Raw genomic sequence first — 24,263 nt, forward strand, 5'->3', positions numbered from 1 at the left:
ATCGGTCTGACCGATGGTTCGCATTCAGAGATAGTGGCTACAACGATCCTGCCCGCATGCCTAGCTTCGATGCACCGCAGCAAGCGCTGCCCATCGAAAGCACGACCATGAAGCTCCTCCACATCGATTCGAGCATCCTCGGCGCCGGCTCGGCGAGCCGCCGCCTCACCTCCCTCATCGTCGAGGCCGAAACCGCGCGCCACCCCGGCCTCGAGGTCGTCCGCCGCGACCTCGGCAGCGCCCCGGTGTCCCATCTCACGGGCGAGCATCTCGCGGCCCTGCACGGCGCCGTGCCGGAAAGCGCGAGCGTGCGCGACGACGTGGCGGCGGGCGAGGCCGTCCTCCAGGAGTTCCTGGCCGCCGACATCGTGGTCGTGGGCGCCCCGATGTACAATTTCTCGGTGCCGAGCCAGCTCAAGGCCTGGATCGACCGGATCGCCGTGGCGGGCCGCACCTTCCAGTATTCCGAGAAGGGCCCGGTGGGGCTCGCCGGCGGGAAGGTCGTCATCGTGGCGTCCACCCGCGGCGGCTTCTACGGGCCGGGAACCGCGATGGCCGCGCTCGACCACCAGGAGAGCTACCTCCGGTCGGTCTTCGGCTTCCTGGGCATCACCGACATCCGCTTCGTCCGGGCCGAGGGCGTGGCGCTCGGCGAGGAGCAGCGCGCCCGCTCGATGGACGATGCGGCCCGGGCAATCGAAGGGCTGGCCGCGTGACGTCCGGCCGTCCCGCCTCCAGGCGGGGCATGGCGAGAACCGTCCGGCCTCGCGTGCCGCGCCACGCGCACGGGCGTCCGGACTGAGACCCTGGCGGGTGCCGAGGTGCGCCACCTTGTCGCCCGCCGCATGGGAGGGCCTGCGCCGGAGCGTCCGGGGCGACTATACTCGTCGCCTCGACGCGTCGTGAAATCGGCGGTCAGGCTCGCTGCCTGTCCGCCCGCCAGGCAAAGGAACGCCCCATGTCCCATCCAGCCCTCGCCTCCGGGCGGACCGCCATCGTCACCGGCGGCGCCTCGGGGATCGGCCGCGCGGCGGCCGCCGCGCTGGCGGCCCGCGGCATGGCCCTGGCCGTCATCGACGTGCCGGGTCCCACGCTCGACGCCGCCGTGGCCGAGCTCGCGGCCGCCGGCGCAAAGGTCCTGGCGTTGCCCCTCGACGTCTCGGACCGCTCGGCGCTGGAGGCCGCGAGCGCGCGCATCGCCGCGGAGCTGCCGCCCGCAACCGTCGTCATGAACAATGCGGGGCGCTCCGAAGCCTCGTCGTGCCTGGGCGATCCCGGCGCGTTCGACCGCATCCTGGCGACCAACATGTGGGGCGTGATCCACGGCACGCAGGTCTTCGCCCCGCTGCTGCTGGCGCACGGCGAGCCCGGCGTCATCGTCAACACCGGCTCCAAGCAGGGCATCACCACGCCGCCGGGAAATCCCGCGTACAACGTCTCCAAGTCCGCCGTGAAGACCTTCACGGAGGCGCTGGCGCACGAACTGCGCAACCGGGAGGGCTGCCGGGTCAGCGCCCACCTGCTCATCCCCGGATGGGTCCACACGGGCCTGACCGCCCGGCAGGGCCAGCCCAAGCCCGACGGGGCCTGGACGCCCGAGCAGACCGTGGACTTCTTCCTGGAGAGCCTCGCCCGGGGTGACTTCTACATCCTGTGCCCGGACAACCAGACGCCGCGCGCCCTCGACGAGAAGCGCATGGCCTGGGCCGTCGGCGACATCATCGAGAACCGGCCCGCGCTCTCGCGCTGGCACGCGGACTGGGCGCAGCCCTTCGCCGACCACTTGGCGAAGGGCTGAGGCCGCCTGGAGCATTTTCCGACGAAGTGGACTCCGGTTCGTCGCAAGAAAGTGCGAAAGAACAACAACTTGGAGCGGTGAACCTGATGCAGTCAGGTCGACCGTTCTAGCGCCGCGAGGAGCTCGTGGGCACGCCGACGCCGTCGGGCAGAGGGCTGCGATAGGGGCCGCCGCCGCGCCGCGCCACGAGTTCGGCCTTGGCCCGCGCCAGGAGGTCGGGGTCGGAGATGGCGCGGGCCGCCGTGGCGGCCATCACCTTGGCCGCCACCACCATCGCCTTGTGGGCGGCGGGCAGCTTGCCCTGGGTCACCGTCTGCCAGTTGTGGAAGGGCGTGCCGACGGCGGCGGTCGCCGTCAGGCACTGCGCGGTCGGCACCACCCAGCTCACGTCGCCCACGTCCGTCGAGCCCGGCAGCAGGCCGGGCTTGTCGGGCAGGGGCAGGATCGCGTCGTGGAGCGAGCGGGGATAGTCGGCTGGCCCGCCGAACGAGTCCGCGGCGGCGCGGACGTCCTCGTCGGTGATCGCCACGGCCCGCAGCCGGTCGGCGAAGGCGAAGTCCGCCGCGTCGAACCGCGGCGGGCCGATCGCCTGGAACTCCTCGTCCATGGCTTCCTCCAGGGCCCGGTTGGGCAGCACGTTGGAGGTCGCGCGGTCGAACACCATCTCCACGCTCGTCTCGGTCATCAGCGCCGCGCCGTCGGCGATCTTGCGCACCCGCTCGAACAGCCGCTGCACGTCGTCGAGCCGCGGCGCGCGCACCAGGTAGAGCCCCTCGGCGGAGGCCTGAACGACGTTGGGCGAGATGCCGCCAGTGCCGGTGATGGCGTAGTGCACGCGTGCCTCCGGAGGCATGTGCTCGCGCATGAAGTTGACGCCGACGTTCATGAGCTCCAGCGCGTCGAGCGCGCTGCGGCCTACATGGGGGCTGATGCCGGCGTGCGACGCCCGTCCGGTGAAGCGGAAATAGGCCTGGATGTTGGCCAGCGTCGAGGCCGACATGACCGCGTTGTAGACGCAGGGATGCCAGCAGAAGGCCGCGTCGAGATCGTCGAACGAACCGGCCCGCGCCATGTAGGTCTTGCCCGACCCGCCTTCCTCGGCGGGGCAGCCGTAGTAGCGCACCCGCGCCCGCACGCCGCTCTCGGCCAGCGCGTCGCGCAGCGCCACGGTGGCGAGCAGCGAGGCCGCGCCGAGCAGGTTGTGGTGGCATCCGTGCCCGTTGCCGCCCTCCTCGAGGGGCCTCTGCTCCGTCGCGCCGGCTTCCTGCGACAGCCCGGCCAGCGCGTCGAACTCACCCAGGAAACCGATCGTCACGTCGCCTTCGCCGGCCTCCGCCATGAACGCCGTCGGGATCCCGGCCAGATCGCGCGTGATGCGGAAACCCTCGGCCTCCAGCGCGCGCACGTGCTCCTCCATGGAGCGCGTTTCCTCGAAGCGCAGCTCGGGCATGCCCCAGATCCGGTCGCTGAGAGCGACGAAGGCCGGGGCCTTGCGGTCCGCGCAGCGGGCCACGTGGTCCGTCTCGAGGACGGCGTTGCGCAGGGAAGGGGTCACGGACATGGGCGTATCCTCGTGGAAGGCACTGGCCTGGCGGTGGTGGTTCACGCGCCGGCGTTGAGATGGCAGGCCGACGCGCGGCCGGGGCCGATCGGCGCGAGGACGGGCGCCTCGCGGCGGCACCGCTCCGTCGCCGCGGGGCAGCGTGGGTGGAAGGCGCAGCCGGGCGGCGGCGCGAGCGGGGAGGGCAGTTCGCCCTTGATCGGCTCGTAGGCGCGTTCGCCCGCTTCCAGCACGGGCAGCAGCTCCAGCAGAAGCTTCGTGTAGGGGTGGTTGGGCGCCTCGAACAGCTCGGCCGTCGGCGCGATCTCGACGACCCGGCCGAGATACATGATCACCACCCGGTCGCTGATGTGCTCGACCACGCCGAGATTGTGCGAGATGAACAGGTAGGTGAGGCCCAGCTCGTCGCGCAGGTCCATGAACAGGTTCAGGACCTGCGCCTGGATCGACACGTCGAGCGCCGCCACCGCCTCGTCGCAGACGATCAGCGACGGCTTCACGGCGAGCGCCCGGGTGATGCCGATGCGCTGGCGCTGCCCGCCTGAGAACTGGTGCGGGTAGCGGTCCACGTAGCCGCCCGGCAGCCCGACCTTCTGCAGGAGCCCGACGACGTAGTCGCGCCGGTCCGCCCGGCTCACCAGGCCGTGGGCCACCGGCGCCTCGCCGACGATGTCGAGCACCCGCATGCGCGGGTTCAGGGAGGCGAAGGGATCCTGGAAAATCATCTGCACGCTGAGCGCGAAGTCGCGCCGCTGCGCCGGGGTCATGTCGCCGGTCGCGACGCCGCGGTAGCGGATGCTGCCGGCGCTGATGCCGGTGATGCCCGCGATCATGCGCGCCACCGTCGACTTGCCGCAGCCCGACTCGCCGACGACGCCGACCACCTCGCCCGCCGCGACGGTGAGGTCGATGCCGGCGACGGCCCGCACGTCGACCGGCGCGATTCCGGCGCCGAACAGGTTGGCGATGTGGCCCGCCACTCCGACGGGCTTGGAAAAGGTCTTGGTGAGCCCGTCGAGCTCGAGCAGGGGCGTGGGGGCCTGGCTCATGGGGCGGGGTTCCAGCATCGCAGGGTGCGGCCGCCCGGCAGCACGGTGCTCGGCGGCGCCTCGTCGCAGGCGGCAATCGTCCGGTCGCAGCGGTCCTTGAAGGCGCAGCCCTTCGGCAGGTGGATGAGCGAAGGGGTCATGCCGCGGATGGGCTTCAGCCGGTGCCCGCGCGTCGCGCGGCTGGGCACCGAGGCGATGAGGCCCCGCGTGTAGGGATGCAGCGGCCTCTCGATGATCTCGGCCGTCGTGCCGGTCTCGACGATGCGGCCGGCATACATGACGGCGATCCGGTCGGCGAGGCCGGCCACGACCGCGAGGTCGTGGGTGATCCAGATGAGCGCCGTGCCGGTCTGCCGGCACAGCGTGCGCACCTCGTGCAGGATCTGCCCCTGGATCGACACGTCGAGCGCCGTGGTGGGCTCGTCGGCGATGATCAGCCGTGGCTGGTTGAGCAGCGCGATGGCGATCGCCACGCGCTGGCGCATGCCGCCCGACAGCTCGTAGGGATAGGCCTTGAGCCGTTCGTCCGGCGACGGGATCCCGACCTTCTCCAGCGCATCGCGGGCGATCCGCCGCGCCTGCGCCTCCGGGATGGAGCGATGGGCGAGCACGGTCTCGATCATCTGCGTGTCGATGCGCAGGACCGGGTTCAGCGTCATCGACGGATCCTGGAAGATCATGGCGATGCGGTTGCCCCGCAGCGCCCGGCGCTCCTCCTCCGACATGCCCACGAGGTCGCGGCCCTCGAAGTCGATCGAGCCCTCGACGATGCGCCCGGGCGGATCGACGAGGCCAAGGATCGAGAAGCCGGTGATCGACTTGCCCGAGCCCGATTCACCCACGAGGCCCAGGATCTCGCCTTCGGCCAGCCCGAAGCTGATGCCGTCGACCGCCTTCACCAGGCCGGCCCGCGTGGCGAAATGCGTCTTCAGGCCCTCGACCGCGAGCAGCGGACGCCGGAATGCACCCGGGCGCAGGGCGGCATCGGCGGTCATGGGGCGTTCCTCGGATTGAGGATGTCGCGCAGGTGGTCGCCACGAGGTTGATGGCGACGATGGCGAGCGCCAGCGCGATGCCCGGGAAGAACGAGATCCAGTAGCGCCCCGACATCATGAACTCGAAGCCGTTTGCGATCAGCATGCCCAGCGAGGGCTGGGTCACCGGTACGCCGATGCCCAGGAACGACAGCGTCGCCTCCAGCGCGATCGCGTGCGCGAGGTCGATCGTGGCGATCACGATGAGCGGCGGCATGCAGTTGGGCAGCAGGTGCCGGAACACGATGCGCGGCCAGCCCAGCGCGAGGCAGCGGGCCGCCAGCATGTACTCCCTGTTGCGCTCCACGAGCGCCGCGGCGCGGGCCGTGCGCGCGAAATAGGCCCATTGCACGATCACCAGCGCGACGATCACCTTGTCGAGCCCCTGGCCGAGGATCGACAGCATGGTGAGCGCGACCAGGATCGCCGGGATCGACAGCTGGATGTCGACGATGCGCATCAACAGCGCGTCGATCCAGCCGCCGGCATAGGCGGCCGAAAGCCCCACCGTGGCGCCCAGGAGGAGGGACGCGCCCACCGCGACGAAGGCCACGGTCAGGCTGGTGCGAAGGCCGTAGAGGATGGCCGAGAGCACGTCGCGGGCCTGCCCGTCGGTGCCGAGCCAGTAGGTCATGCCCGTGCCCTCGGCGACGCTGCCGGGCGGCAGTTGCGCGTCGAGGATGTCCAGGCTGGCGATGTCGTAGGGGTTCTGGGGCGCGATCCAGGGCGCGGCGAAGGCGGGAACGGCCAGCACCACCAGGAGCACCAGGCCCAGCGTGGCAAGCCGGTTCTCGAAGAACTGCGACAGCAGGCGACGCAGCGGCGTCTCGGGCCTGGCCGCCGCCGCGACCGGCGTCTCCGTGACCGCGCTCATCAGCTCTTCACCGTTTCGCGGGCGCTGGGATCGAGCGCCATGTAGGCGATGTCGATGAGCAGGTTCAGGACGACGAGGAAGCCGAGGACCAGGATCAGGTAGGCAACGACCACCGGGCGATCGAGCGTGACGATGGAGTCGATCAGCAGCTTGCCCATGCCGGGCCAGGAGAACACGCTCTCCGTGACCACGGCGAAGGCGACCGCCTGCCCGAACTCGAGCCCGGTCACCGTCACGATCGGGATCATGATGTTCTTGAGCAGGTGCACCCGCAGGACGCGCGAGGGGGCGAGGCCCTTGGCGCGGGCGAACTTGATGTAGTCCATGGGCAGGATCTCGCGCGTCGCCGCCCGCGTCACCCGGATGATCAGGGCGGCCTTGGCGAGGCCCAGCGTCAGGGCGGGCAGGGCGAGGTGGCGCCAGCCGTCGAGCGTGAGCACGCTGAGCTTCAGCGACCCGATGGCGACGGTGTCTCCGCGTCCCGAGGCGGGGAGCACGCCGAGATAGACGGCGAAGAGCAGGATCAGCATCAGCCCGATCCAGAAGTTCGGCAGGCTGAAGCCGAGGATCGAGCCGGTCATGATCGCCTTGCTGGAGACCGCCTTCGGACGCAGCCCGGCGAGGATGCCCAGGGGGACGCCGACGACCACGGCGAGGGTCATCGCAACGATGACGAGCTCGAGCGTGGCGGGCAGGCGCTGCAGGATGAGCTGGAGGGCCGGCTGCCCCGTGAGGAAGCTGCGCCCGAAATCGCCGGAGGCCGCGTGGGCCAGGAAGGACGCGTACTGCGTCCACAGCGGCCGGTCGAGGCCGAAGGCCACACGCAAGGCATCCCGCTCGGCCTCCGTCGCCTGCGGGCTGATCATCATGGCGGTGGGATCGCCGATGAGGAACAGCGCCACGAAGACGAGGACCGACATCACCAGGATGGCGCCCGCCGCCTGCATCAGCCTGTTGATGATGAAGACCGCCATCCGGGGGGATCCACAGCGAGGGAGAAGGGAGCGCCGGCGCGGGGCCGGCGCCGGCTCACTTCGCCGACACGACGCCCTGGGGCAGCGTGTACTGGTCGGCCCGGGCGGCGTAGGTCAGGCCCTTGCGCAGCGCCCAGGTGGGCACCTCGAAATGGATGGGCAGGACCGCGTAGTCCGACAGCGCCATCTCCGAGGCCTTGCGCAGCATCTCCTCGCGCGCCTTGTCGTCCATCGTGCCGGAGGCCTTGTCGAGCAGGGCGTCGAGCTCCGGGTTCGAGTAGCGGCCGCCGTTGCTGGCGCCCGAGCCCTTGGCGGCGTCGCGGGTTCCCACGAGCGAGCGCAGGGTGGTCGCGACCTCGCCGGTCGAGTTCCCCCAGCCGCCGAGATAGGCGCTGTACTCGAAGCTGTCGCGGGCCTTGAAGTAGAGGGGCGAGGCGACGGCCGACACCTCGGTCTTTACCCCGGCGCGCGACCACATGGCGGCGATGGTCTGGGCCACGCGGGCGTCGTTGACATAGCGCCCGTTGGGCGTTCCCAGCGTCATCTGGAAGCCGTCCGGATAGCCGGCCTCGGCCAGCAGGGCCTTGGCCTTGGCGATGTCCGCGGGCGGGGGCGCCTGGCGGGCTGCCAGGGCGCCGGCGAGCGGCGTCGGCATGATGTCGCCCGTGGCGACCCCGGCCCCGGCCATCACGCGGGAGACGAGCGCCTTGCGGTCCAGCGCCAGCGACAGGGCCTCGCGCACCCGCCGGTCCTTGAGCGGGTTCCGGCTGCCGACGCCGGGAATGCCGGGGCTGGGTTCGGCGAAGGAATCGAGCGCGACGTAGATGATCCGCATCGCGAGGCCTTCGGACACCTCGACCTTGGGATTGGCCTTGAGCTGCTCGAGGTCGGCCGTCGGCGGGTCCTCCATCATGTCGATGTCGCCGGACAGCAGAGCCGCGCTGCGCGCCGCCGGATTGGTCATCGGCCGGATGATGACCTTGTCCCACTCGGAGGCCTTGCCCCAGTAGTTGGGGTTGCGCTCCAGCACGATGTCCGCGCCCTTCTGCCAGGACACGAACTTGAACGGCCCCGTGCCCACCAGGCCTTCGCCGCGGTTGAGCTCGGTCGTGGTCCTGCCTTCGGGCGCCGGGCCGGAGGCGGCGACCTTCGACAGGATCGGGAGGTTGGCGAGGTCGGTGACGAGGAGCGGGTAGGGCTGCTTCGTGGTGAAGCGCACCGTGCCGGCGTCCACGGCTTCGACCTTGGCGATCTGCCGGGTGAACAGCGTGAACGCCGTGGGGCTGTTGGGCACCTTCGGAATGCGGTCGAAGGTGAAGACGACGTCGTCGGCCGTGAGCGGCGAGCCGTCGGAGAACTTGACGCCCTGGCGCAGCTTGAACTCCCACACGGTGTCGCTGACCGTCTTCCAGCTCTGGGCCAGCGCGGGTTCGGCGACGAGCTTCGGGCTCATCATCACGAGCGGGTCGAACATGGCGAGGGACACCTGCATGTTCGGCACGAGCACGTGGAACTGCGGGTCCATCGACGACGGCTCGGACTTGATGCCGATCTTCAGGTCGGCCGCGGAAGCCGGGGGGAGGGCGATGAGAAGGGCGGCCGCCGACACGGCCATCCCCTTGCAAACGAAGCTCATGGTCGTGGTTCCCGCCGTTGGTGGAAAGAGGCGCACGCGCAAGGGCGCACCCCTCATCGTTCCCCGGCGCCCGGCGGCCCGCTACAAACTAAGGCTGCCGAAGGCATGAAAAAATCTTATGACCATGATTGTGGCTCGGCGGCAGGGCGCGCCGGGGCGAACGGCGGGAGGACGGCATGGACCTGAAGCAGCTGAAGTACCTGGTGCTCGTGGCGCGTCACGCGAGCATCGGCGCCGCCGCCGCGCAGCTCAACCTCACTCAGCCCGCGCTGAGCAAGAGCATCCGGGCCCTCGAGGAGTCGACCGGCGTGCGGCTGCTGGAGCGCGGTCCCTGGGGCGTCAAGCCGACCGCCTACGGCGAGAAGCTGATCGAATACGCCGACCTGCTCCTCTCGCTGACCGAGGAGGCCCGCAGCGAGATCGACGCCATGCGCGGCGCGAAGCGCGGCCGGCTGCGCATCGGCGCGATCACCACCGCGATCCGCGAACTCGCGCCCACCGCCATCAAGGCCTTCATGGCGTCGCATCCCGATGTCGAGGTGTCGTTCACCGAGGACATGAGCCCGGGCCTGCACGCGGCCGTGCTCAGCGGCGCCATCGACGTGGCGGTGGTGGTGCGCCCGCGCGACGTGTCCGACGACGTCGAGTTCGTCGAACTCCTGGACCTCCCCGTGGACATCGTCGCCGACCGCGCCCACCCCCTCGTTGGGGATCGCGTGGTCGCGCTGGAGGAGCTCACCGGCTATCGCTGGCTCATCCCGTCGCGCCCGGAGCCCGACCGCATGGCGCTCGACGCGATGTTCACCGCGGCCCGGCTGCCGCGGCCGGTCGCCGTCTGCGAGACCACCTCGGCCAATTTCCAGGTGGCCATGATCGCCGGGTCGCAGTGGCTGAGCTATCTCACCCGCACCAGCGCCTACCGCCTGGGGCCGGGGGCCCAGTTCGTGGCTCTGACCCTCGATCGCCCCACCTGGTCGCGCGACATCGGCCTGATCTATCGCCGCCGCAGCATGGTGCGACCGGTCATCAACAGCTTCGTTCGCGAGCTGAAGCTGGCGTTCGCCGACTTCCGGCGGCGCAACGACCTTTAGTTGCAAAGGCTCGCCCCCTTCGCCAACGGTGGTATATAGCTGCCAATCAGACGAAAGACGAAGATCCCCCGTTCGCGCGAAGCCGGTACCCGACCCATGCCCATCTCGGCCCGATTTGTCGTCAGATCGTCGATCGGGCTGCTCGGCATCGCCTTCTGCGTCCTCGTCTTCATCGTGGGCGCCAATGCGTGGCTGGGCGAGCGCGCCAACCAGCATTTCGACGCCGTCATGTCGGCGCGCGACCTGCGCACGGCGGCCACGGTGCTGCGCGAAAGCCTTTCGACGGCGGAATCCAGCCAGCGCGGCTATCTTCTCACCGGCAACGAGATCTACCTCGCCCCCCTCGACAACGCGAAGCTCGAGGTGACGTCGGAGCTGGAGCGCCTCCAGCGTCTGCTGGCGGGCGTCCCCGAGCGCGCGGCGATGCTGGACCGCCTGCAGACCGTGGTGCGCGAGAAGATGGCGGAGCTGGAGACGACGATCCGCCTGAAGACGTCCGGCGAGGAGGCCGAGGCGCTCGCCATCATGCGCTCCAACCGGGGCAAGGCGCTGATGGACGAGGCCAACGTCTTCATCACGGCGCTGACCCTCCAGGCCGAGGACCGGCTCACCGAAAGCGTCTCCGAGCAGAGGTCGAACGCGGCGTGGCTGCGGTGGACCTCGATCCTGGGCGGCCTCGTCATCATCCTCGTCGTGGGCGGCACCATCGTCACGATCGCCCGCTACACGCAGGAGATCCTGGCGGCGCGCGACGAGGTCCGCCGCATGAACGAGACGCTCGAGATCCGGGTGAAGGACCGGACCGCGGCGCTGTCGCGGGCGCGCGACCGGGCGGAGGTGCTGCTGGCCGAGGTGAACCACCGCGTCGCCAACAGCCTGGCCCTCGTCATCTCGCTCATCCGCCTGCAGGTCGGCGGCCTCTCCGATCCCGCCGCCCGCGAGGCCCTGCAGGAAATCCAGGGCCGCATCCATGCGATCGCGCAGCTGCACAAGCACCTGTTCACGTCCTCGGACGTGAGCCACGTCGCCGTCGACGAGTATCTGACCGCCGTCCTGTCGCAGACCGAGACGGCCATGATCGCCGGGGGCTCGGGCGTGCGCCTGAACTGCAGCTTCGACCATGTGGAGTTGCCCGCCGACGACTGCATCAATCTCGGCATCATCATCACCGAGTGGGTGACCAACGCGTTCAAATACGCCTATGGCGGCACGCCGGGCGAGGTGCGCGTCAGGCTCGAGCGCAAGGACAAGGCGCTCGAGGTCACGGTCGAGGACGACGGCGTGGGGCGCAGCGAGCAGAAGCCGGTCCAGGGAACCGGCCTCGGCACGCGGATCGTCAAGATCATCGCCAGTTCCATGTCGGCCGACATCGACTACGCCCCGCGAAACCCGGGCACCCGGGCACAGCTCAAGCTGGCGCTGGCCGCATGATCCCGCGGTCGTCGCCCCATCCCGATTGCGGCCTCTCGCACGAGGACACGGAACGATGACAGGCCTGTCTCGCCGAGCGCTCCTGGCCTCGGGATGTCTTCTGGTGAACGGGGCCGGCTTCGCCCAGGATCGCCCCACCGGCATCACGAGGCCACAGGCCTTCCCCGCCTTCGACGAGAATGCGGCGCCCTGCGCGCCGCCGCCGGGCCGGGAACGCTCGCTCGTCTTCGCCCAGGACAACGACCGCCAGTTCATGCAGGGCGTGGCCGCCGGCCTGTCCGCGGCTGCGCGTGATCGCGGTCTCGCGTTCCGGGTGGCCACGGCCGCCAACGACCCCAACCAGATGATCCGGCACGTGCGCGAGGCGAAGGAGCAGAAGGCGGGCGCCGTCGTCGCCGCGCCCATCAACGCCTCGACCCTGGCGCCCGCGCTCATGGAGATGATCTGGGACGGGGGCTATGTGGGGACCATCGTTCCCCCGCCGGCCGTCTCCCTCCTCAACGCGCCCCAGTTCCTCACGGGCAGGGCGCTGGGCGACGCTGCCGTGTCCTACATCCGCAGCCGCCTCAACGGAAAGGCCCGGGTCGTCCTGCTGACGCACGACACGAACCAGTACCTGGCGCAGCGCTTCGTCGCGATCCGCCAGGCGCTGAAGGAACTGCCCGACGTCTCCATCGTGGCCGACATCTCGCCCCAGACCGTGAACAAGGAGGGCGGCTACGCGACGATGCAGATGGTGCTGCTCGCCCACGCCAACATCGACGTGGTGCTGGGCGCCGACACGGTGGTCCTGGGCGCGCTGGCGGCCCTGCGCGCGGCCGGCAAGGCGAGGCCCGACCAGTTCCTGGGCGGGATCGACGGCGAACCCGAGGCTGTGGCCGAGCTGAAGGCCGGCACGGTCTACAAGGCCAGCATCAGCCTGGCGTCGCCCGTCTTCGGCTATGCCATGGGCCAGCACGCGGCGGACTGGCTCGACGGCCGGAGCATCCCCCAGGCGATGGACATCCTGCCGACGACGCTGTCGGCCTCCAACATCACGCAATACGAAGCCGACCTTGCCGATCCCGGCGCCGTGTACCGGGACCGCACGCGGCGGGATCGCTATCTCAAGATGTACGGCAACATCTGCTACGAGACGCGCGACCGCTTCGTGAACTTCGCCTGGTCCTCGGAACGGCGGCCCTAGGGCCTGCGCCGGGCGGTGGCATCCCGGGCGCCATCCGCCGCGCCCGGGCCACGCGACAGCGCCATCCAGGCGACGAGCGCGAGGGCCGCCATCGCGCCGAGCGACAGATAGGCGGCGGTGAAGCCGTAGCGCGCGGCGATCCACCCGGCCACGAGCGGGCTGAGCGACGCGCCCACCCCCTGGACGGTCATCACCGCGCCCAGCCCGGCATTGACGTGTCCCGTGCCCCTCAGGATGCGCGCGACGAGGCCCGGTACGGCGACGCCGAGCAGCCCCGCGCCGACGCCGTCGAGAACCTGCACGGGGACCACGGCCCAGGGGCTGGCCCACAGCGCGGCGAGGACGGCGCGCACGGGAAGGGCGATCAAGGCCGCGAGCATCACGACGAAGTAGCCGTGCCGTTCGGCGGTCCTGGCGGCGCCGAGCGCGACCGGGATCATCGTGAGCTGCGCGATGATGATCGTCGCCGCCGTGTAGACCGCAGGGTCGGCCGATCCGTCCGAGGCGACCTGCTGCCCGAGGAGCGGCAGGAGCGCGCCGTTGCCGAAGTGGAAGAGCATGAGCGTTCCGGCCAGCACCAGCAGCGGCGGACAGCGCAGCAGCACCGCGAAGCTCGACGGGGCCTCGGCGGCGCCGTCTCCCGCACGCTCCAGCCCCCGCGCCGTGTCGTGGTCGATGTCCTCGGGGCGGACCAGCAGGACCGAAGCGATCGAGCCCAGCGCCATCGCGGTCATCAATGCGAAGACGGCCGGAAGCCCCCACCGATAGCCGAGCAGGCCGGCGAGCGCCGCCGCGACGACGTTGCCGCCGTGGTTCCAGGCCTCGTTGCGGCCGAGCTGATGCGCAAGTCCGGCCTGGCCGACGAGCCCCAGCGTCAGGCCCGCCAGTGCCGGTCCGATGGCCGCGCCCGCAATGCCCGTGGCGACCTGGGAGGCGGCCACCCACCCCACTGTCGGTGCGAAGAGGATCAGGAGGCTCGCGGCCACGACGAGGGCCGCGCAAAGACCGATCACGAACCGCTTGGCCCGCGTGGCGTCGGCGAGGATCCCCAGCGGCGTGGTCGCCAGCATCCCGGCGATGCCGCCGACGGTCATCACCAGGCCGATCGTCTCGGTGCCCCAGCCCTGGCCGATCAGGAACACGCCGAGGAAGGGGCCCAGCCCGTCGCGGACGTCCGCCAGGAAGAAATTGACGGCGTTGAGCGCCCGCAGGGAGCGGCTCTTGCCGTCGTTCTCCCGCGCGGCGGGATCGAGGGGGGATGCGAGCAGCGTCATGGCGGCCTCTCGGGCGAGCGGGGCGATGTCAGGGGGTGAGGCCGGGCAGAGGCACGTGGACGAGGGCCGCCAAGGCCGCGGCCAGCGCCGGCGGCATCACCATCAGCCCGAGCTTCAGGAACGACCAGGCGCCCATCGTCTCGCCCTCCCGCCGGAGGGCGACGAGCCAGAGGATCGTCGCCAGCGATCCCGTGATGGACAGGTTCGGGCCGAGGTCCACGCCGATCACGACGGCGGCGGCCACCTGCGGCGGGACATGGGCTGCCTGGACGGCCGAGCCCGCCAGGAGCCCGGCCGGCAGGTTGTTCACGAGATTGCACGCCACGGCCACGAGCCCGCCCGCCCACCAGGACGCCTCGGCGGGCGAGGTGGCGGCGAGCGCCTGGAGACGGCCCGACAGCTCGGCCAGGACGCCCGTGCGCCCCACGGCTTCGACCAGGACGAACAGCCCGGCGACGAGGGGAAGCACGCCCCAGGCCACGCCGCGCAGCAGCGGCCCCGGGCTCTCCCGCTTCAGCGCGAGCACGGCGAGGCTGCTGGCGAGGCCCGCGAGCGCCGTCGGCCAGCCGAGAGGCTGGCCCAGCGCCGAGGCGCCCAGGATCGCCGCGGCGGTGAGGACGAGGCCGCCGGCGGCCAGGCGTCCCCCGCGCGACAGGGGCACGGGCGCGCCGACGGGCTCCAGCGTGCCGCACAGGGCCTTGCGCTGCGTCGCGTAGAGAACCGCGAAGGTGATGGCGACGGCGGCGAGCGAGGGCAGCCAGAACAGGGCCAGCCAGTCCGCCAGCCGCGGCATGGCGGCGCCGAAGATCACGAGGTTGGCAGGATTGGAGATGGGCAGCACGAAGCTCGCCGCGTTGGCGACGAAGGCGCAGACGAGCAGGTAGGGCAGGGGCTCCGCCTTCGCCGCCCGCGTCGCCGCATAGACCGCGGGCGTGAGCACCACGGCGGTCGCGTCGTTGGACAGGAGCGCGGTGACGGCGACGCCCACGAGGTAGACGAGCACGAACAGGCGCCTCTTCGACCCGCGGGCGGCAGCGACGGCGTGGACCGCGATCCAGTCGAACAGGCCCTCCCGGCGCGCCAGTTCGGCGGCCAGCATCATGCCGGCCAGGAACAGATAGACGTCGGTGCCCTCGGCCGCCGCGGCGAGCGCATCCGCCCACGGCATGAGCCCCAGGAGCACGAGCGCCCCGGCTCCCGCGAGCGCCCAGACGGCCTCCGGAAGACGGAACGGCCGCAGGACGACGCCGCTCGTGGCGGCGGCGGCGATGAACCAGATCGCGTGGGCGGGAGAGACCGTGTCGAGCATGGGCGTCCAGGAGGGATGCGGCGACTGGACCGGGGAACGAGAAGGCCGAGCCACCGCCGCACCAAGCTCAAACGCAGCAGCGCTCGAAAGGTTCGATCCACCTCTGCGGGGGCGGGTCACCCGTGCAGATGCGCGCGATCGGCGCGCCCTAGCCCTCGCTTGACACAAACCGCGATCCCGGTCCCAAGCTTCAGGCGGACGGCCATGTCGGACCGCGCGCCTGAGAAGACGCGGACCGGCGGACAGCCGTTGCCCAGGGGGCTGACCAGGAGTTGTTCGTGTCAGCGGGCGATCAACGGGGCGACTCTGCCCTCAAGGCGAGCGAGGAAAGGCTCTCGCTGGCCCAGCGGGCGCTTGGCTTCGGCGTCTGGGACTGGGACCTGCTGCGGCAGCGGGTCGAGTGGTCGCCCGAGATGTACGCGATCCTCGGCCTGGATCCGGTGGCCGACGCCGCCGATCCCTATGCCGGGTGGCTGCGCGTGCTGCATCCGCAGGACCGGCAGGCGCAGGACGAATTGACCCGTGCCGACGCCGCGCGCGGCGAGGGGTTCTCGAGGACGTTCCGGATCGTGCGTCCCGACACCGGCGAGATCCGCTGGATCCGCACGGATGCGACGGCCGTCCGCGACGACGTGGGCCGGCCGGTCCGCATGGTGGGCATCAACCTGGACGTGACCGAGCAGCACCGGGCCAACGAGGCCCTGCGGGAGAGCCAGGCCGAACTCCGGATCATCGCGGATTCCCTGCCCGAGCTGATCAGCTTCATTGACAAGACCTGCATCTACCGCTTCGCGAACAGGGCGTTCGAGACCTGGTACGGCCGGGACCCGGCGGAGATCGTCGGCCGGGACGTGCGCAGCGTGCTGGGCGAGGCCGCCTACGCGGTGCGCCGGCCCTACATCGAGCGCGCGCTGGCCGGCGAGGAGTGCAGCCTCGACGTCGAGATCGCCCGCAGCGACGGGAGCGTCCGGTACGGCGAGGCCCGTTACCTGCCCCACCGGGACGAAACAGGCGCCATCGACGGCTTCCACGCCTACGTCATCGACATCACCGATCGCAGGCGCCATGAGGCCGCCATCCGCACGACGGCGGAACGTCTGCGCCTGGCCACCGAGGGCACCGGGATCGGAACCTACGACATCGATCTCGCCAGCGGGGACGGGACGCTGTCGCCGGCCGCCTTCCGCATGCTGGGCCTCGAGCCGACACCCGACGGTGAAGTGCCCTACGCCCGCTGGCGGGAGCGGATCCACCCCGACGACCTGCCCCGGCTCGAACGGCGCCACCGGAAGATGGCGGCGAAGGGCGGTCATTGGCAGGTCTCCTACCGCGTCGTGCGCGCCGACGGCGGGGAGGTTCGCTGGCTTCGCACGCACGGCCAGTTCGTGGCGGCGCCCAACGGCATCCGCTCGGTCGGCGTGGTCATGGACATCACCGAGCGCAAGCTCGACCAGCAAGCCCTGGCGGAAAGCGAGCAGCGCTTCCGCTACCTCGCCGATGCCATGCCCCAGCTCGTCTGGACGGCCGACGCGGACGGCGTCGTCGACTACTACAACGCCCGGCGACAGGCCTACGTCCCGACGCCGCAGGCGGTGCCGGACCGGTGGAACTGGGTGCCGGTGGTCCATCCGGACGATCTCGAGCGCACCGTCGCCGCCTGGCAGGAGGCGAGCCGCCAGGGGGCCGTCTATTCGTGCGAGCACCGTCTGGCCAGGGCCGACGGCACATGGGCCTGGCACATCAGCAGGGCGGTGCCGGTGCGTTCGCAGGGCAGCGACGGGGTCCGCTGGTACGGAACGGCCACCGATATCGACGCCCTGAAGCAGATCCAGGCCCAGTTCGCCGAGACGGCGGCGGCCCTGAACGCGCTCGTGGCCAACGCCCCCATCGGCTTTGCCTTCTTCGACCGGCAGCATCGCTATCTGCGCGTCAACGCCGTGCTGGCCGGGATCAACGGGTTGCCACCCGAGGCCCACGTGGGCCGCGCCATCGAGGACCTGCTTCCGGTCAACGCGCTGTCCGTCGGGCCCGTGCTCGACCGGGTTTTCTCGACCGGCGAGGCGGTCAGCGCCCTGGAGGTCGATGGCGAGACGCCGGCGAGGCCCGGCGAGCGCCGGTCGTGGCTGACCGGGTTCTTTCCGGTGTTCGCCATCGACGGCACGGTCGTGCAGGTCGGCGCCACGGTCGTCGACATCACCGAAAGGAAGCGCGCCGAGGCCGAGGTGAGGGCGAGCGAAGCCCGGTTCCGGGGCGTCTTCGAGTCGGGCGCCCTGGGCTTTTCCATCTTCGATGCCAACACCGGCGAGACCCTCGCCGTCAACGATCGCCTCCTGGCCATGACGGGACACAGCCGGGCCGAGTTCGAGAGCGGGGAGTGGGACTGGCGGGTCTTCACCCCGGCGGAGCACCTGCCTCTCGATGCCGCCGCCGTCGCCGAGGCGCAGACCCGCGGCTTCTGGGCCCCCTTCGAGAAGGAGTTCGTCGACAAGTGCGGCCGGCGCGTGCCCGTCCGCCTGTCGTCGGCTCCGCTGCCGGGCGAGCCCGGTCGCGTCGTCGCCGTCATCGACGACCTCACGGACGTGAAGGCGGCGCAGGCGAAGCTTCGCGAGAACGAGGAGCGCCTGCGGCTCGCGACCGAGAATGCCGAGGTCGGCTTCTGGGACGTCGACGTCGTCAACGACGTGCTCCACTGGCCCGGGCGGGTGAAGGCCATGTTCGGGATTTCGCAGGACGCACCCGTCACCATGCGGGACTTCTACGAGGGGCTTCACCCCGAGGACCGCGACGCCACGGCCGCCGCCTACCGTGCCGCCACCGACCCCACGCTGCGCGCCCTCTACGACGTGGAGTATCGCACCGTCGGCAAGGACGACGGCGTGGTGCGCTGGGTGGCCGCCAAGGGCCGGGGCGTGTTCGACCCGGATGGCCGCTGCCTGCGCGTCGCCGGGACCGCCATCGACGTCACGCCGCGCAAGCTGGCCGAGGAGCGCCTGCGCGACCTCAACGAGACCCTGGAACGACGGGTGGAAGCGGCGCTGGCCGAGCGCAAGCTGCTCGCCGACATCGTCGAGGGCACGGATGCCCTGGTCCAGGTCGCCGATCGCGACTTCCGCTGGCTCGCCATCAACAAGGCGGCGGCTCGGGAATTCCAGGAGATCTTCGGGGTGCGCCCGCGGGTGGGGGCCTCCATGCTCGACGCGCTCGCCGGGATGCCCGAACAGCAGGCGGCCGTGAAGGCGGTGTGGAGCCGGGCCCTCGCCGGCGAGCAGTTCACGCAGGTGAGCGAGTTCGGCGATCCGACGCGGGCCCGGCGCCACTACGAGATGAAGTACAACTCCCTGCGCGACGCGCAGGGGCGCCTCGTGGGCGCCTACCAGTTCGTCTACGACGTCACGCAGCGCATGCAGGAGCAGGAGCGCCTGCGCAAGGCGGAGGACGCCTTGCGACAGGCCCAGAAGATGGAGGCGGTGGGCCAGCTGACCGGCGGCATCGCCCACGACTTCAACAACCTGCTTCAGGGCGTCGCCGGCAGCCTCGACCTGATCCGCCGCCGTCCCGCGGAACGCGAGCGGGTGCAGCGGTGGGCGGAGGCGGGGTTCAAGGCGGCCGAGCGCGGCGCCAAGCTCACCGGCCAGCTGCTGGCGTTCAGCCGATCCCAGAAGCTCGAGTTGCGGCCCATCGTCATCTCGGACCTCGTCACCGGCTTCCGCGACATGCTGGACCGGACCATCGGGGCGCTCGTCCGCGTCAGGCTGGATCTCGCCACCGACTCCCTGGTGGTGCTGGGCGACGAGGTCCAGATCGAGATGGCCGTGCTGAACCTGGCGCTCAACGCCCGCGACGCCATGCCGGAGGGGGGCGATCTCGTCATCCGCACCCGCCCCCTCGGCATCGCCGGCGATCCGGATCTCGCCGACGGCGACTATGTCGAGCTGGCGATCGTCGACTCCGGCACGGGCATGTCGCCGGACGTGATCGCCCGCGCCTTCGACCCCTTCTTCACCACCAAGGGCCTGGGGAAGGGCACTGGCCTGGGCCTGAGCCAGGTCTACGGCGCCATGCGCCAGGCGGGCGGCACCGTGCGCATCGAGAGCCGGGAGGGCGCCGGCACGACGGTCCGCCTCCTGCTGCCCCGCACCGAGGCGCCCGAGATCCCGGCGGCGCCGGGGGCCGGCGCGCTCGGGCCCGCGGCCACGGCGGCGCGCATTCTCGTCATCGATGACGACCCCGATGTCCGGCGGTTCCTGACGGACTCGCTCGACGCGCTCGGCTTCGGCGTCGTCGAGGCCGACAACGGGACCAGCGGGCTCGCCGCTCTCGAGAGCGCGGTGCCGGACGCGGTCATCCTGGATTTCGCCATGCCCGAGCTGAACGGCGCCGAGGTGGCGAGACGGATCCGCGCCAGGCACCCGGACCTGCCGATCGTCTTCGCGTCGGGCTTTGCCGAGAGCTCGGCCATCGAGAGCGCCGCGGGGGGAGAGTCCGCCGTGCTGCGCAAGCCCTTCGGCCTCGACGAGTTGCAGGCCGTCCTCACCCGGATGCTGGCGCGGCGCCTGTGAGCGCGCCGCGCGAGCCGGTCGCCGCCCGGCGCATCAACGGCCCGGGCGCTTCAGGCTCGCATCCGCGAAGGGGGCCGGGCGGCCGAGCACACGTCTGGTCCGTTCCAGCCAGACCGCCTCGTGCCGCAAGCGCGGGCCGAGGATCTCGCCGCTCTCCAGCGCCGTACAGTCCGCATCGTCGAGAGCCTTCTCGGCATGGCGCAGATGGTCTTCGAAAAAGCCGAGCTCCGCCGCGGCCTCGCGGTCGTCGAGCCCGCGCCAGAGTTCGACCCAATCCCGGCTTTCCTCGGCCTGTGCGAGATGCCGGCGCGCCTCGGCGCGCGCCCCGTCGCAGGTCTGTCGCGCGACGCTTTCGCTCGCGAAGGCGCCCAGGAGGGCGGCCACGATGACCTTGGCCGCAAGCGAACCGTCCACCATGACCGCAGTCCTTCCGCATCCACGCGATAGGATTGAAAGATCATAATAGAGAGAGACGAATTCCACAATAATCAACAGTAGGAAGTGCCAGAGACAACCTGCAGCTTGATCGTGGCCTTTGACGTGGGCTGGGCGTTGCTTTCGCTTTCGGACCACCTCGATTGGCCTTATGCATGCATGTCAGCCGGCAGCTTGATTCCCCCGACAAGCGACGAGCATGAAAACACTGTCACTCCACGATCTCGACGCGCTCCTGGCCATCATCCTGCGGGTCAAGGGCGCCCACGTCGTCACGCTCCAGGCCATCAATCTCGGAGCCGAGGAGCGCGCGCGCCTTCTCGACGAAATCAGCGTGATCGATCGTCTCGCTCCGAAGCTCGTCAATGCGCGGCTCGAGGCGAAAGAACCCTCCCGCCGGTGACGACGGCGCGGGCGGCTCGCCGCCCGGACGCCCACACCTTCAACAACCTCCAAAACATGCGGGATCCTCCAACGCGTGGAGGCCGGGCGATCCGCTTCGACGGTCGCACGTCCCGAAAAAACCGGTGTTTCTGAGCCCATGCAGTGTGGCCCGGGCCTTGCTGAGACCGTCGCGAGTCTGCCCCAGCACGCTCGTGCCAAGGCAGAGGCTCGTTCGGCAGCAAGGATGACGGCCACACCGAGGCCGGTGGAAGGACCATGGGCGTTTCGGCAAGGTGGTGGCTGGCGACAGTCGTGTTCTGCGCAGCTCCGGGAGCACTGCTTGATGGTGCCTGCGCAGCGGACTGGTGGGTCTGCGTGGCCGTGAGCGACGACAGCCAGGCCTCGATCGTCACCGCCGGCACGTTCGCGAGCTCCCTGGACGTCGACCAGCTGAGTGACGCCTTTCGCACATCCCTCCCGCTCCCCGATCCCGCGCGCTGGCGCTCCGTGTGCACGCGGTCGGACACGCGCGAGCAAGCGCTGGCCGCCCGACTGACGGCGAAGGAGTTCAACCTGCAGCGCCGCTATCGCGTGGGCGAGATCGACTGGAGTCCAGCCACGGCGGCCGCCGCGCCCTGACCGCGCGATACGGCGAGCGGGGGGCAAGGCGATCACATGCCCGGTATGAATTGCAAAATCACTATCTGACGCTTGCCCTCTTTCGGCTATGCTGCACCTGCGAACCGATCCAGCGGTCATCCCCGGGGCCAGCCCATGAGCGCAGACCAGCGCGAGCGATCCGAGAAGCGCCGGCCTGGGAAGACCCCGCGGTCGCCGGACCGGCTGCTGCCGACCCGCGACAAGCCGGTGGACAATCCCGGCCGGCCGCCGTTCGAGGCGGTGGCGCTGGTCCTGCAGGGCGGCGGAGCCCTTGGCGCCTACCAGTGCGGCGTCTTCGAGGCCCTGGCCGAGCGCGACGTGACGCCGGACTGGGTCGCGGGCATCTCCATCGGCGCCATCAACTGCGCGCTGATCGCCGGAAATCCACCCGAGCACCGCGTGCAGCGCCTGCGGGACTTCTGGTCGACGATCACCGAGAACCCCTTCGTCGATCTGCTGTCGCCGCTTTTCAAGGACACGGGCGACCAGGCGCGCGTCGGCCTGAACAATCTCAGCGCCTCCGCCGCGCTGGCGTCCGGGGCGAACGGCTTCTTCCGGCCCCGCATGCCGCCGCCCTGGCTGGCGCCGGTCGGCTCGCCGGGGGCGCTCAGCCACTATTCGACGGACGCGTTGCGGGAGACCCTCCTGAAGCTCGTCGATTTCGACCGGATCAATGACGGCCCGATGCGCCTGAGCGTCGGTGCGGTCAACATCCAGTCCGGCAACTTCGTCTACTTCGACACGACCACGCACCGGATCGGGCCCGAGCACATCATGGCGAGCGGGGCCTTGCCTCCCGGCTTTCCGCCCGTGGAGATCGACGGCCAGCACTACTGGGACGGTGGCCTCATCTCCAACACGCCGCTGCAATGGGTCGTGTCGGACAGCGGGGCGCGTCTGGACACGCTGGCGTTCCAGGTGGACCTGTGGAACGCCCGCGGCGACCTGCCGAGGGACCTCAACGAGGTCGCGGTCCGGCAGAAGGAGATCCAGTTCTCCAGCCGGACGCGGGCCAACACCACGAATTTCGAACGGATGCAGCGGCTGCGGGTGGCGCTGGCGGAGCTTCTCGACGGACTTCCGGAGAACCTTCGGGACGGGGCCGCCGCCCGGTTGCTGCGGGACGAGGCCGACCCGAAGGTCTACAACATCGTCCACCTGATCTACCGGTCGCAGCGCTACGAAGGCCATGCCAAGGACTACGAGTTCTCGCGCGTCAGCATGGACGAGCACTGGCACGCCGGGCTCACCGACGCGCGCAAGACGCTGCGCCACCGCGCCATCTACGAACGGCCGACCGATGCCGACGGCGTGGCGATCTACGACGTGTGCCGCGACTGGCCCGACGGCTAGCCGCCGCGCCGGCGCCGCGTCGCGGGCAGCGCCGCCGCCCGTCGAACCCGACCGCAGTCCTTCCCCCGAGCAGGAGACCCGATGTGAACAGCGACGACGTCGTCAAGCGCGCCTTCGCGATGCCCCTGACCAGTCCGGCCTATCCGCCGGGCCCCTACAGGTTCATCGACCGGGAATACATGATCGTCACCTATCGGACCGATCCGGAGCGGCTGCGCGCCGTGGTGCCGGAGCCCCTGCAGGTCGACGAGCCGGTGGTGAAGTACGAATTCATCCGCATGCCGGATTCGACCGGGTTCGGGGACTACACCGAAAGCGGGCAGGTGATCCCGGTCAGCTTCCAGGGACGCAAGGGCTCCTACACCCACTGCATGTTCCTCAACGACCACCCGCCCATCGCCGGCGGCCGTGAACTCTGGGGCTTCCCCAAGAAGCTGGCGCAGCCCCGGCTGGCGGTCGACATCGACACGCTGGTGGGAGAACTGCACTACGGGCGCATGCAGGTGGCCCTGGGAACGATGGGCTACAAGCACCGGCAGGCGGACATCGCCGCGGTGAAGGCGGGCATGGAAGCGCCCAATTTCCTGCTGAAGATCATCCCGCACGTGGACGGCACGCCGCGCATCTGCGAACTCGTCGAGTACCGCCTCAGCGACATCGTGATGAAGGGCGCCTGGACCGGTCCCGCCCAACTGCAACTGCATTCGCACGCGCTCGCGCCCGTCGCGGAACTGCCCGTGCTCGAGGTCCTGTCGGCCGTCCACATCAAGGCGGACCTGACGCTCGAGCTCGGCAAGGTCGTTCACGATTACCTGGCCTGAGGGCCGGACAACCGAAGGAGTTCGTCATGGACCTCGCACAACGCGTCGGCATCATCACCGGGGCCGCCAGCGGCATCGGCAAGGAGATCGCCATCAAGCTCGCCGAGCGCGGCGGCATTCCCGTCATCGCGGATCTCAACCTGGAGGCCGCCAAGGCCACGGCCGACGCCATCAAGGCCACGGGGGCGGATGCCTTCGCGGTGGCGATGGACGTCACCAACGAGGAGGCGGTGGAAAAGGGCGTCGCCGAGGTCGTCGCGAAGTACGGCAGGATCGACATCCTCATCAGCAACGCCGGCATCCAGATCGTCAAGCCGCTGGTCGACTTCCCCTTCGCGGACTGGAAGAAGCTCCTGTCGATCCATCTCGACGGAGCCTTCCTGACCACGCGGGCGTGCCTCAAGCACATGTACGCCGCCAACTACGGCCGGGTGGTCTACATGGGCTCGGTCCACTCCCACGAGGCCTCCAAGCTCAAGGCTCCCTACGTCACCGCCAAGCACGGCCTCCTGGGCCTGGCGCGCGTCCTGGCCAAGGAAGGCGCGGAGCACAACGTCACGGCCAACGTGGTCTGCCCGGGCTTCGTCCGCACGCCGCTCGTCGAGAAACAGATCCCCGAGCAGGCCAAGGAGCTGGGCATCTCGGAGGAGGAGGTCGTCAAGACGGTGATGCTGAAGGACACCGTGGACGGCCAGTTCACCACCACCGACGACGTCGCCTCGGCGGTGCTCTACTTCGCGGCGTCGCCCACCAACGTCCTGACCGGCCAGTCGCTGGTGGTCAGCCACGGATGGTTCATGCAGTGAGCCAAGCGCCGCCGATGCGCCCCGGGAG

20 protein-coding genes are annotated in these 24,263 nt (G+C 70.4%); 11 read left to right on the forward strand and 9 right to left on the reverse strand.

Annotation, left to right across the window (positions count from 1 at the left end; all coding sequences use genetic code 11):
* Positions 1–107: 107 nt before the first annotated feature.
* Together Q0Q47_RS18045 and Q0Q47_RS18050 are read left to right on the forward strand one after the other, a co-directional pair.
* A complete protein-coding gene (locus Q0Q47_RS18045; RefSeq protein ID WP_293862910.1) occupies positions 108–716 on the forward strand; it encodes an FMN-dependent NADH-azoreductase in 609 nt (202 codons plus the stop codon).
* A 242-nt stretch (positions 717–958) separates the two neighbouring features.
* Positions 959–1,798: an SDR family oxidoreductase gene (locus Q0Q47_RS18050; protein WP_293862870.1), complete on the forward strand. Its 840-nt coding sequence runs from the start codon at positions 959–961 to the stop codon at positions 1,796–1,798.
* 106 nt (positions 1,799–1,904) lie between these two features.
* Here Q0Q47_RS18050 and Q0Q47_RS18055 read toward each other — a convergent pair whose 3' ends face one another.
* From Q0Q47_RS18055 to Q0Q47_RS18080, 6 genes are read right to left on the reverse strand one after another with little or no spacing between them, the layout of a single operon-like run.
* Positions 1,905–3,359, reverse strand: coding sequence for an amidohydrolase (locus Q0Q47_RS18055; RefSeq protein WP_293862872.1), 1,455 nt, complete (start codon positions 3,357–3,359; stop codon positions 1,905–1,907).
* Between the two features lie 41 nt (positions 3,360–3,400).
* On the reverse strand, positions 3,401–4,408 hold the full coding sequence (locus Q0Q47_RS18060; RefSeq protein WP_293862874.1) for an ABC transporter ATP-binding protein: 1,008 nt from the start codon (positions 4,406–4,408) through the stop codon (positions 3,401–3,403).
* Positions 4,405–5,307, reverse strand: a complete 903-nt coding sequence (locus tag Q0Q47_RS18065) for an ABC transporter ATP-binding protein (RefSeq protein ID WP_367278266.1) — start codon at positions 5,305–5,307, stop codon at positions 4,405–4,407. The genes Q0Q47_RS18060 and Q0Q47_RS18065 overlap by 4 nt, the downstream gene beginning before the upstream one ends.
* Positions 5,243–6,316: an ABC transporter permease gene (locus Q0Q47_RS18070; RefSeq protein ID WP_367278265.1), complete on the reverse strand. Its 1,074-nt coding sequence runs from the start codon at positions 6,314–6,316 to the stop codon at positions 5,243–5,245. Before Q0Q47_RS18070 ends, Q0Q47_RS18065 begins: the two co-directional genes overlap by 65 nt.
* Positions 6,316–7,290 carry an ABC transporter permease gene (locus tag Q0Q47_RS18075; RefSeq protein WP_293862878.1) on the reverse strand — a complete coding sequence of 325 codons (975 nt, stop codon included), beginning with the start codon at positions 7,288–7,290 and terminating at the stop codon, positions 6,316–6,318. Before Q0Q47_RS18075 ends, Q0Q47_RS18070 begins: the two co-directional genes overlap by 1 nt.
* A gap of 55 nt (positions 7,291–7,345) precedes the next feature.
* Positions 7,346–8,926 (reverse strand): ABC transporter substrate-binding protein, encoded by a 1,581-nt coding sequence (locus tag Q0Q47_RS18080; RefSeq protein WP_293862880.1) that lies wholly within the window; start codon positions 8,924–8,926, stop codon positions 7,346–7,348.
* A 176-nt stretch (positions 8,927–9,102) separates the two neighbouring features.
* Between Q0Q47_RS18080 and Q0Q47_RS18085 the strand changes: the two genes are divergently transcribed.
* The 3 genes from Q0Q47_RS18085 (at position 9,103) to Q0Q47_RS18095 (ending at position 12,634) form a co-directional block, all read left to right on the forward strand.
* On the forward strand, positions 9,103–10,017 hold the full coding sequence (locus tag Q0Q47_RS18085) for a LysR family transcriptional regulator (RefSeq protein WP_293862882.1): 915 nt from the start codon (positions 9,103–9,105) through the stop codon (positions 10,015–10,017).
* A gap of 96 nt (positions 10,018–10,113) precedes the next feature.
* Complete coding sequence (locus Q0Q47_RS18090; protein WP_293862884.1) at positions 10,114–11,448, forward strand: CHASE3 domain-containing protein; 1,335 nt, start codon at positions 10,114–10,116, stop codon at positions 11,446–11,448.
* 55 nt (positions 11,449–11,503) lie between these two features.
* Positions 11,504–12,634 carry a sugar ABC transporter substrate-binding protein gene (locus Q0Q47_RS18095; RefSeq protein WP_293862886.1) on the forward strand — a complete coding sequence of 377 codons (1,131 nt, stop codon included), beginning with the start codon at positions 11,504–11,506 and terminating at the stop codon, positions 12,632–12,634.
* Here the strand turns inward: Q0Q47_RS18095 and Q0Q47_RS18100 are convergent.
* Both Q0Q47_RS18100 and Q0Q47_RS18105 read right to left on the reverse strand, forming a co-directional pair.
* On the reverse strand, positions 12,631–13,908 hold the full coding sequence (locus Q0Q47_RS18100; RefSeq protein ID WP_293862888.1) for an MFS transporter: 1,278 nt from the start codon (positions 13,906–13,908) through the stop codon (positions 12,631–12,633). The genes Q0Q47_RS18095 and Q0Q47_RS18100 overlap by 4 nt on opposite strands.
* Before the next feature lie 28 nt (positions 13,909–13,936).
* Positions 13,937–15,217, reverse strand: a complete 1,281-nt coding sequence (locus Q0Q47_RS18105) for an arsenic transporter (protein WP_293862890.1) — start codon at positions 15,215–15,217, stop codon at positions 13,937–13,939.
* 278 nt (positions 15,218–15,495) lie between these two features.
* Here Q0Q47_RS18105 and Q0Q47_RS18110 point away from each other — a divergent pair, with 278 nt between their 5' ends.
* Positions 15,496–19,776 carry a PAS domain S-box protein gene (locus tag Q0Q47_RS18110; protein WP_293862892.1) on the forward strand — a complete coding sequence of 1,427 codons (4,281 nt, stop codon included), beginning with the start codon at positions 15,496–15,498 and terminating at the stop codon, positions 19,774–19,776.
* 33 nt (positions 19,777–19,809) lie between these two features.
* On the opposite strand, the gene Q0Q47_RS18115 is transcribed toward Q0Q47_RS18110, so the two are convergent.
* Positions 19,810–20,193: a hypothetical protein gene (locus tag Q0Q47_RS18115; protein ID WP_293862894.1), complete on the reverse strand. Its 384-nt coding sequence runs from the start codon at positions 20,191–20,193 to the stop codon at positions 19,810–19,812.
* Positions 20,194–20,410: 217 nt separating this feature from the next.
* On the opposite strand from Q0Q47_RS18115, the gene Q0Q47_RS18120 reads away from it, so the two are divergent.
* From Q0Q47_RS18120 to Q0Q47_RS18140, 5 genes are all read left to right on the forward strand, one after another.
* The gene (locus Q0Q47_RS18120) at positions 20,411–20,614 is read left to right on the forward strand and encodes a hypothetical protein (RefSeq protein WP_293862896.1); all 204 of its coding nucleotides are present in this window, start codon (positions 20,411–20,413) and stop codon (positions 20,612–20,614) included.
* Positions 20,615–20,976: 362 nt separating this feature from the next.
* A complete protein-coding gene (locus tag Q0Q47_RS18125; RefSeq protein ID WP_293862898.1) occupies positions 20,977–21,234 on the forward strand; it encodes a hypothetical protein in 258 nt (85 codons plus the stop codon).
* A gap of 135 nt (positions 21,235–21,369) precedes the next feature.
* Positions 21,370–22,608 carry a patatin-like phospholipase family protein gene (locus Q0Q47_RS18130; RefSeq protein WP_293862900.1) on the forward strand — a complete coding sequence of 413 codons (1,239 nt, stop codon included), beginning with the start codon at positions 21,370–21,372 and terminating at the stop codon, positions 22,606–22,608.
* An 83-nt stretch (positions 22,609–22,691) separates the two neighbouring features.
* Positions 22,692–23,429, forward strand: coding sequence for an acetoacetate decarboxylase (locus Q0Q47_RS18135; RefSeq protein WP_293862902.1), 738 nt, complete (start codon positions 22,692–22,694; stop codon positions 23,427–23,429).
* Between the two features lie 26 nt (positions 23,430–23,455).
* Positions 23,456–24,235, forward strand: coding sequence for a 3-hydroxybutyrate dehydrogenase (locus Q0Q47_RS18140; RefSeq protein WP_293862904.1), 780 nt, complete (start codon positions 23,456–23,458; stop codon positions 24,233–24,235).
* Positions 24,236–24,263 lie beyond the last annotated feature (28 nt).

Origin of the sequence: uncultured Alsobacter sp., from assembly GCF_945952055.1 — a bacterium.
Lineage (GTDB): Bacteria > Pseudomonadota > Alphaproteobacteria > Rhizobiales > Beijerinckiaceae > Alsobacter.

Coding starts and splice junctions, on each gene's coding strand:
- Q0Q47_RS18045 (WP_293862910.1), top strand. CDS start 108: ATGAAGCTCCTCCACATCGATTCGAGCATCCTCGGCGCCGGCTCGGCG.
- Q0Q47_RS18050 (WP_293862870.1), top strand. CDS start 959: ATGTCCCATCCAGCCCTCGCCTCCGGGCGGACCGCCATCGTCACCGGC.
- Q0Q47_RS18055 (WP_293862872.1), bottom strand. CDS start 3,359: ATGTCCGTGACCCCTTCCCTGCGCAACGCCGTCCTCGAGACGGACCAC.
- Q0Q47_RS18060 (WP_293862874.1), bottom strand. CDS start 4,408: ATGAGCCAGGCCCCCACGCCCCTGCTCGAGCTCGACGGGCTCACCAAG.
- Q0Q47_RS18070 (WP_367278265.1), bottom strand. CDS start 6,316: ATGAGCGCGGTCACGGAGACGCCGGTCGCGGCGGCGGCCAGGCCCGAG.
- Q0Q47_RS18075 (WP_293862878.1), bottom strand. CDS start 7,290: ATGGCGGTCTTCATCATCAACAGGCTGATGCAGGCGGCGGGCGCCATC.
- Q0Q47_RS18080 (WP_293862880.1), bottom strand. CDS start 8,926: ATGAGCTTCGTTTGCAAGGGGATGGCCGTGTCGGCGGCCGCCCTTCTC.
- Q0Q47_RS18085 (WP_293862882.1), top strand. CDS start 9,103: ATGGACCTGAAGCAGCTGAAGTACCTGGTGCTCGTGGCGCGTCACGCG.
- Q0Q47_RS18090 (WP_293862884.1), top strand. CDS start 10,114: ATGCCCATCTCGGCCCGATTTGTCGTCAGATCGTCGATCGGGCTGCTC.
- Q0Q47_RS18095 (WP_293862886.1), top strand. CDS start 11,504: ATGACAGGCCTGTCTCGCCGAGCGCTCCTGGCCTCGGGATGTCTTCTG.
- Q0Q47_RS18100 (WP_293862888.1), bottom strand. CDS start 13,908: ATGACGCTGCTCGCATCCCCCCTCGATCCCGCCGCGCGGGAGAACGAC.
- Q0Q47_RS18105 (WP_293862890.1), bottom strand. CDS start 15,217: ATGCTCGACACGGTCTCTCCCGCCCACGCGATCTGGTTCATCGCCGCC.
- Q0Q47_RS18115 (WP_293862894.1), bottom strand. CDS start 20,193: ATGGTGGACGGTTCGCTTGCGGCCAAGGTCATCGTGGCCGCCCTCCTG.
- Q0Q47_RS18120 (WP_293862896.1), top strand. CDS start 20,411: ATGAAAACACTGTCACTCCACGATCTCGACGCGCTCCTGGCCATCATC.
- Q0Q47_RS18130 (WP_293862900.1), top strand. CDS start 21,370: ATGAGCGCAGACCAGCGCGAGCGATCCGAGAAGCGCCGGCCTGGGAAG.
- Q0Q47_RS18140 (WP_293862904.1), top strand. CDS start 23,456: ATGGACCTCGCACAACGCGTCGGCATCATCACCGGGGCCGCCAGCGGC.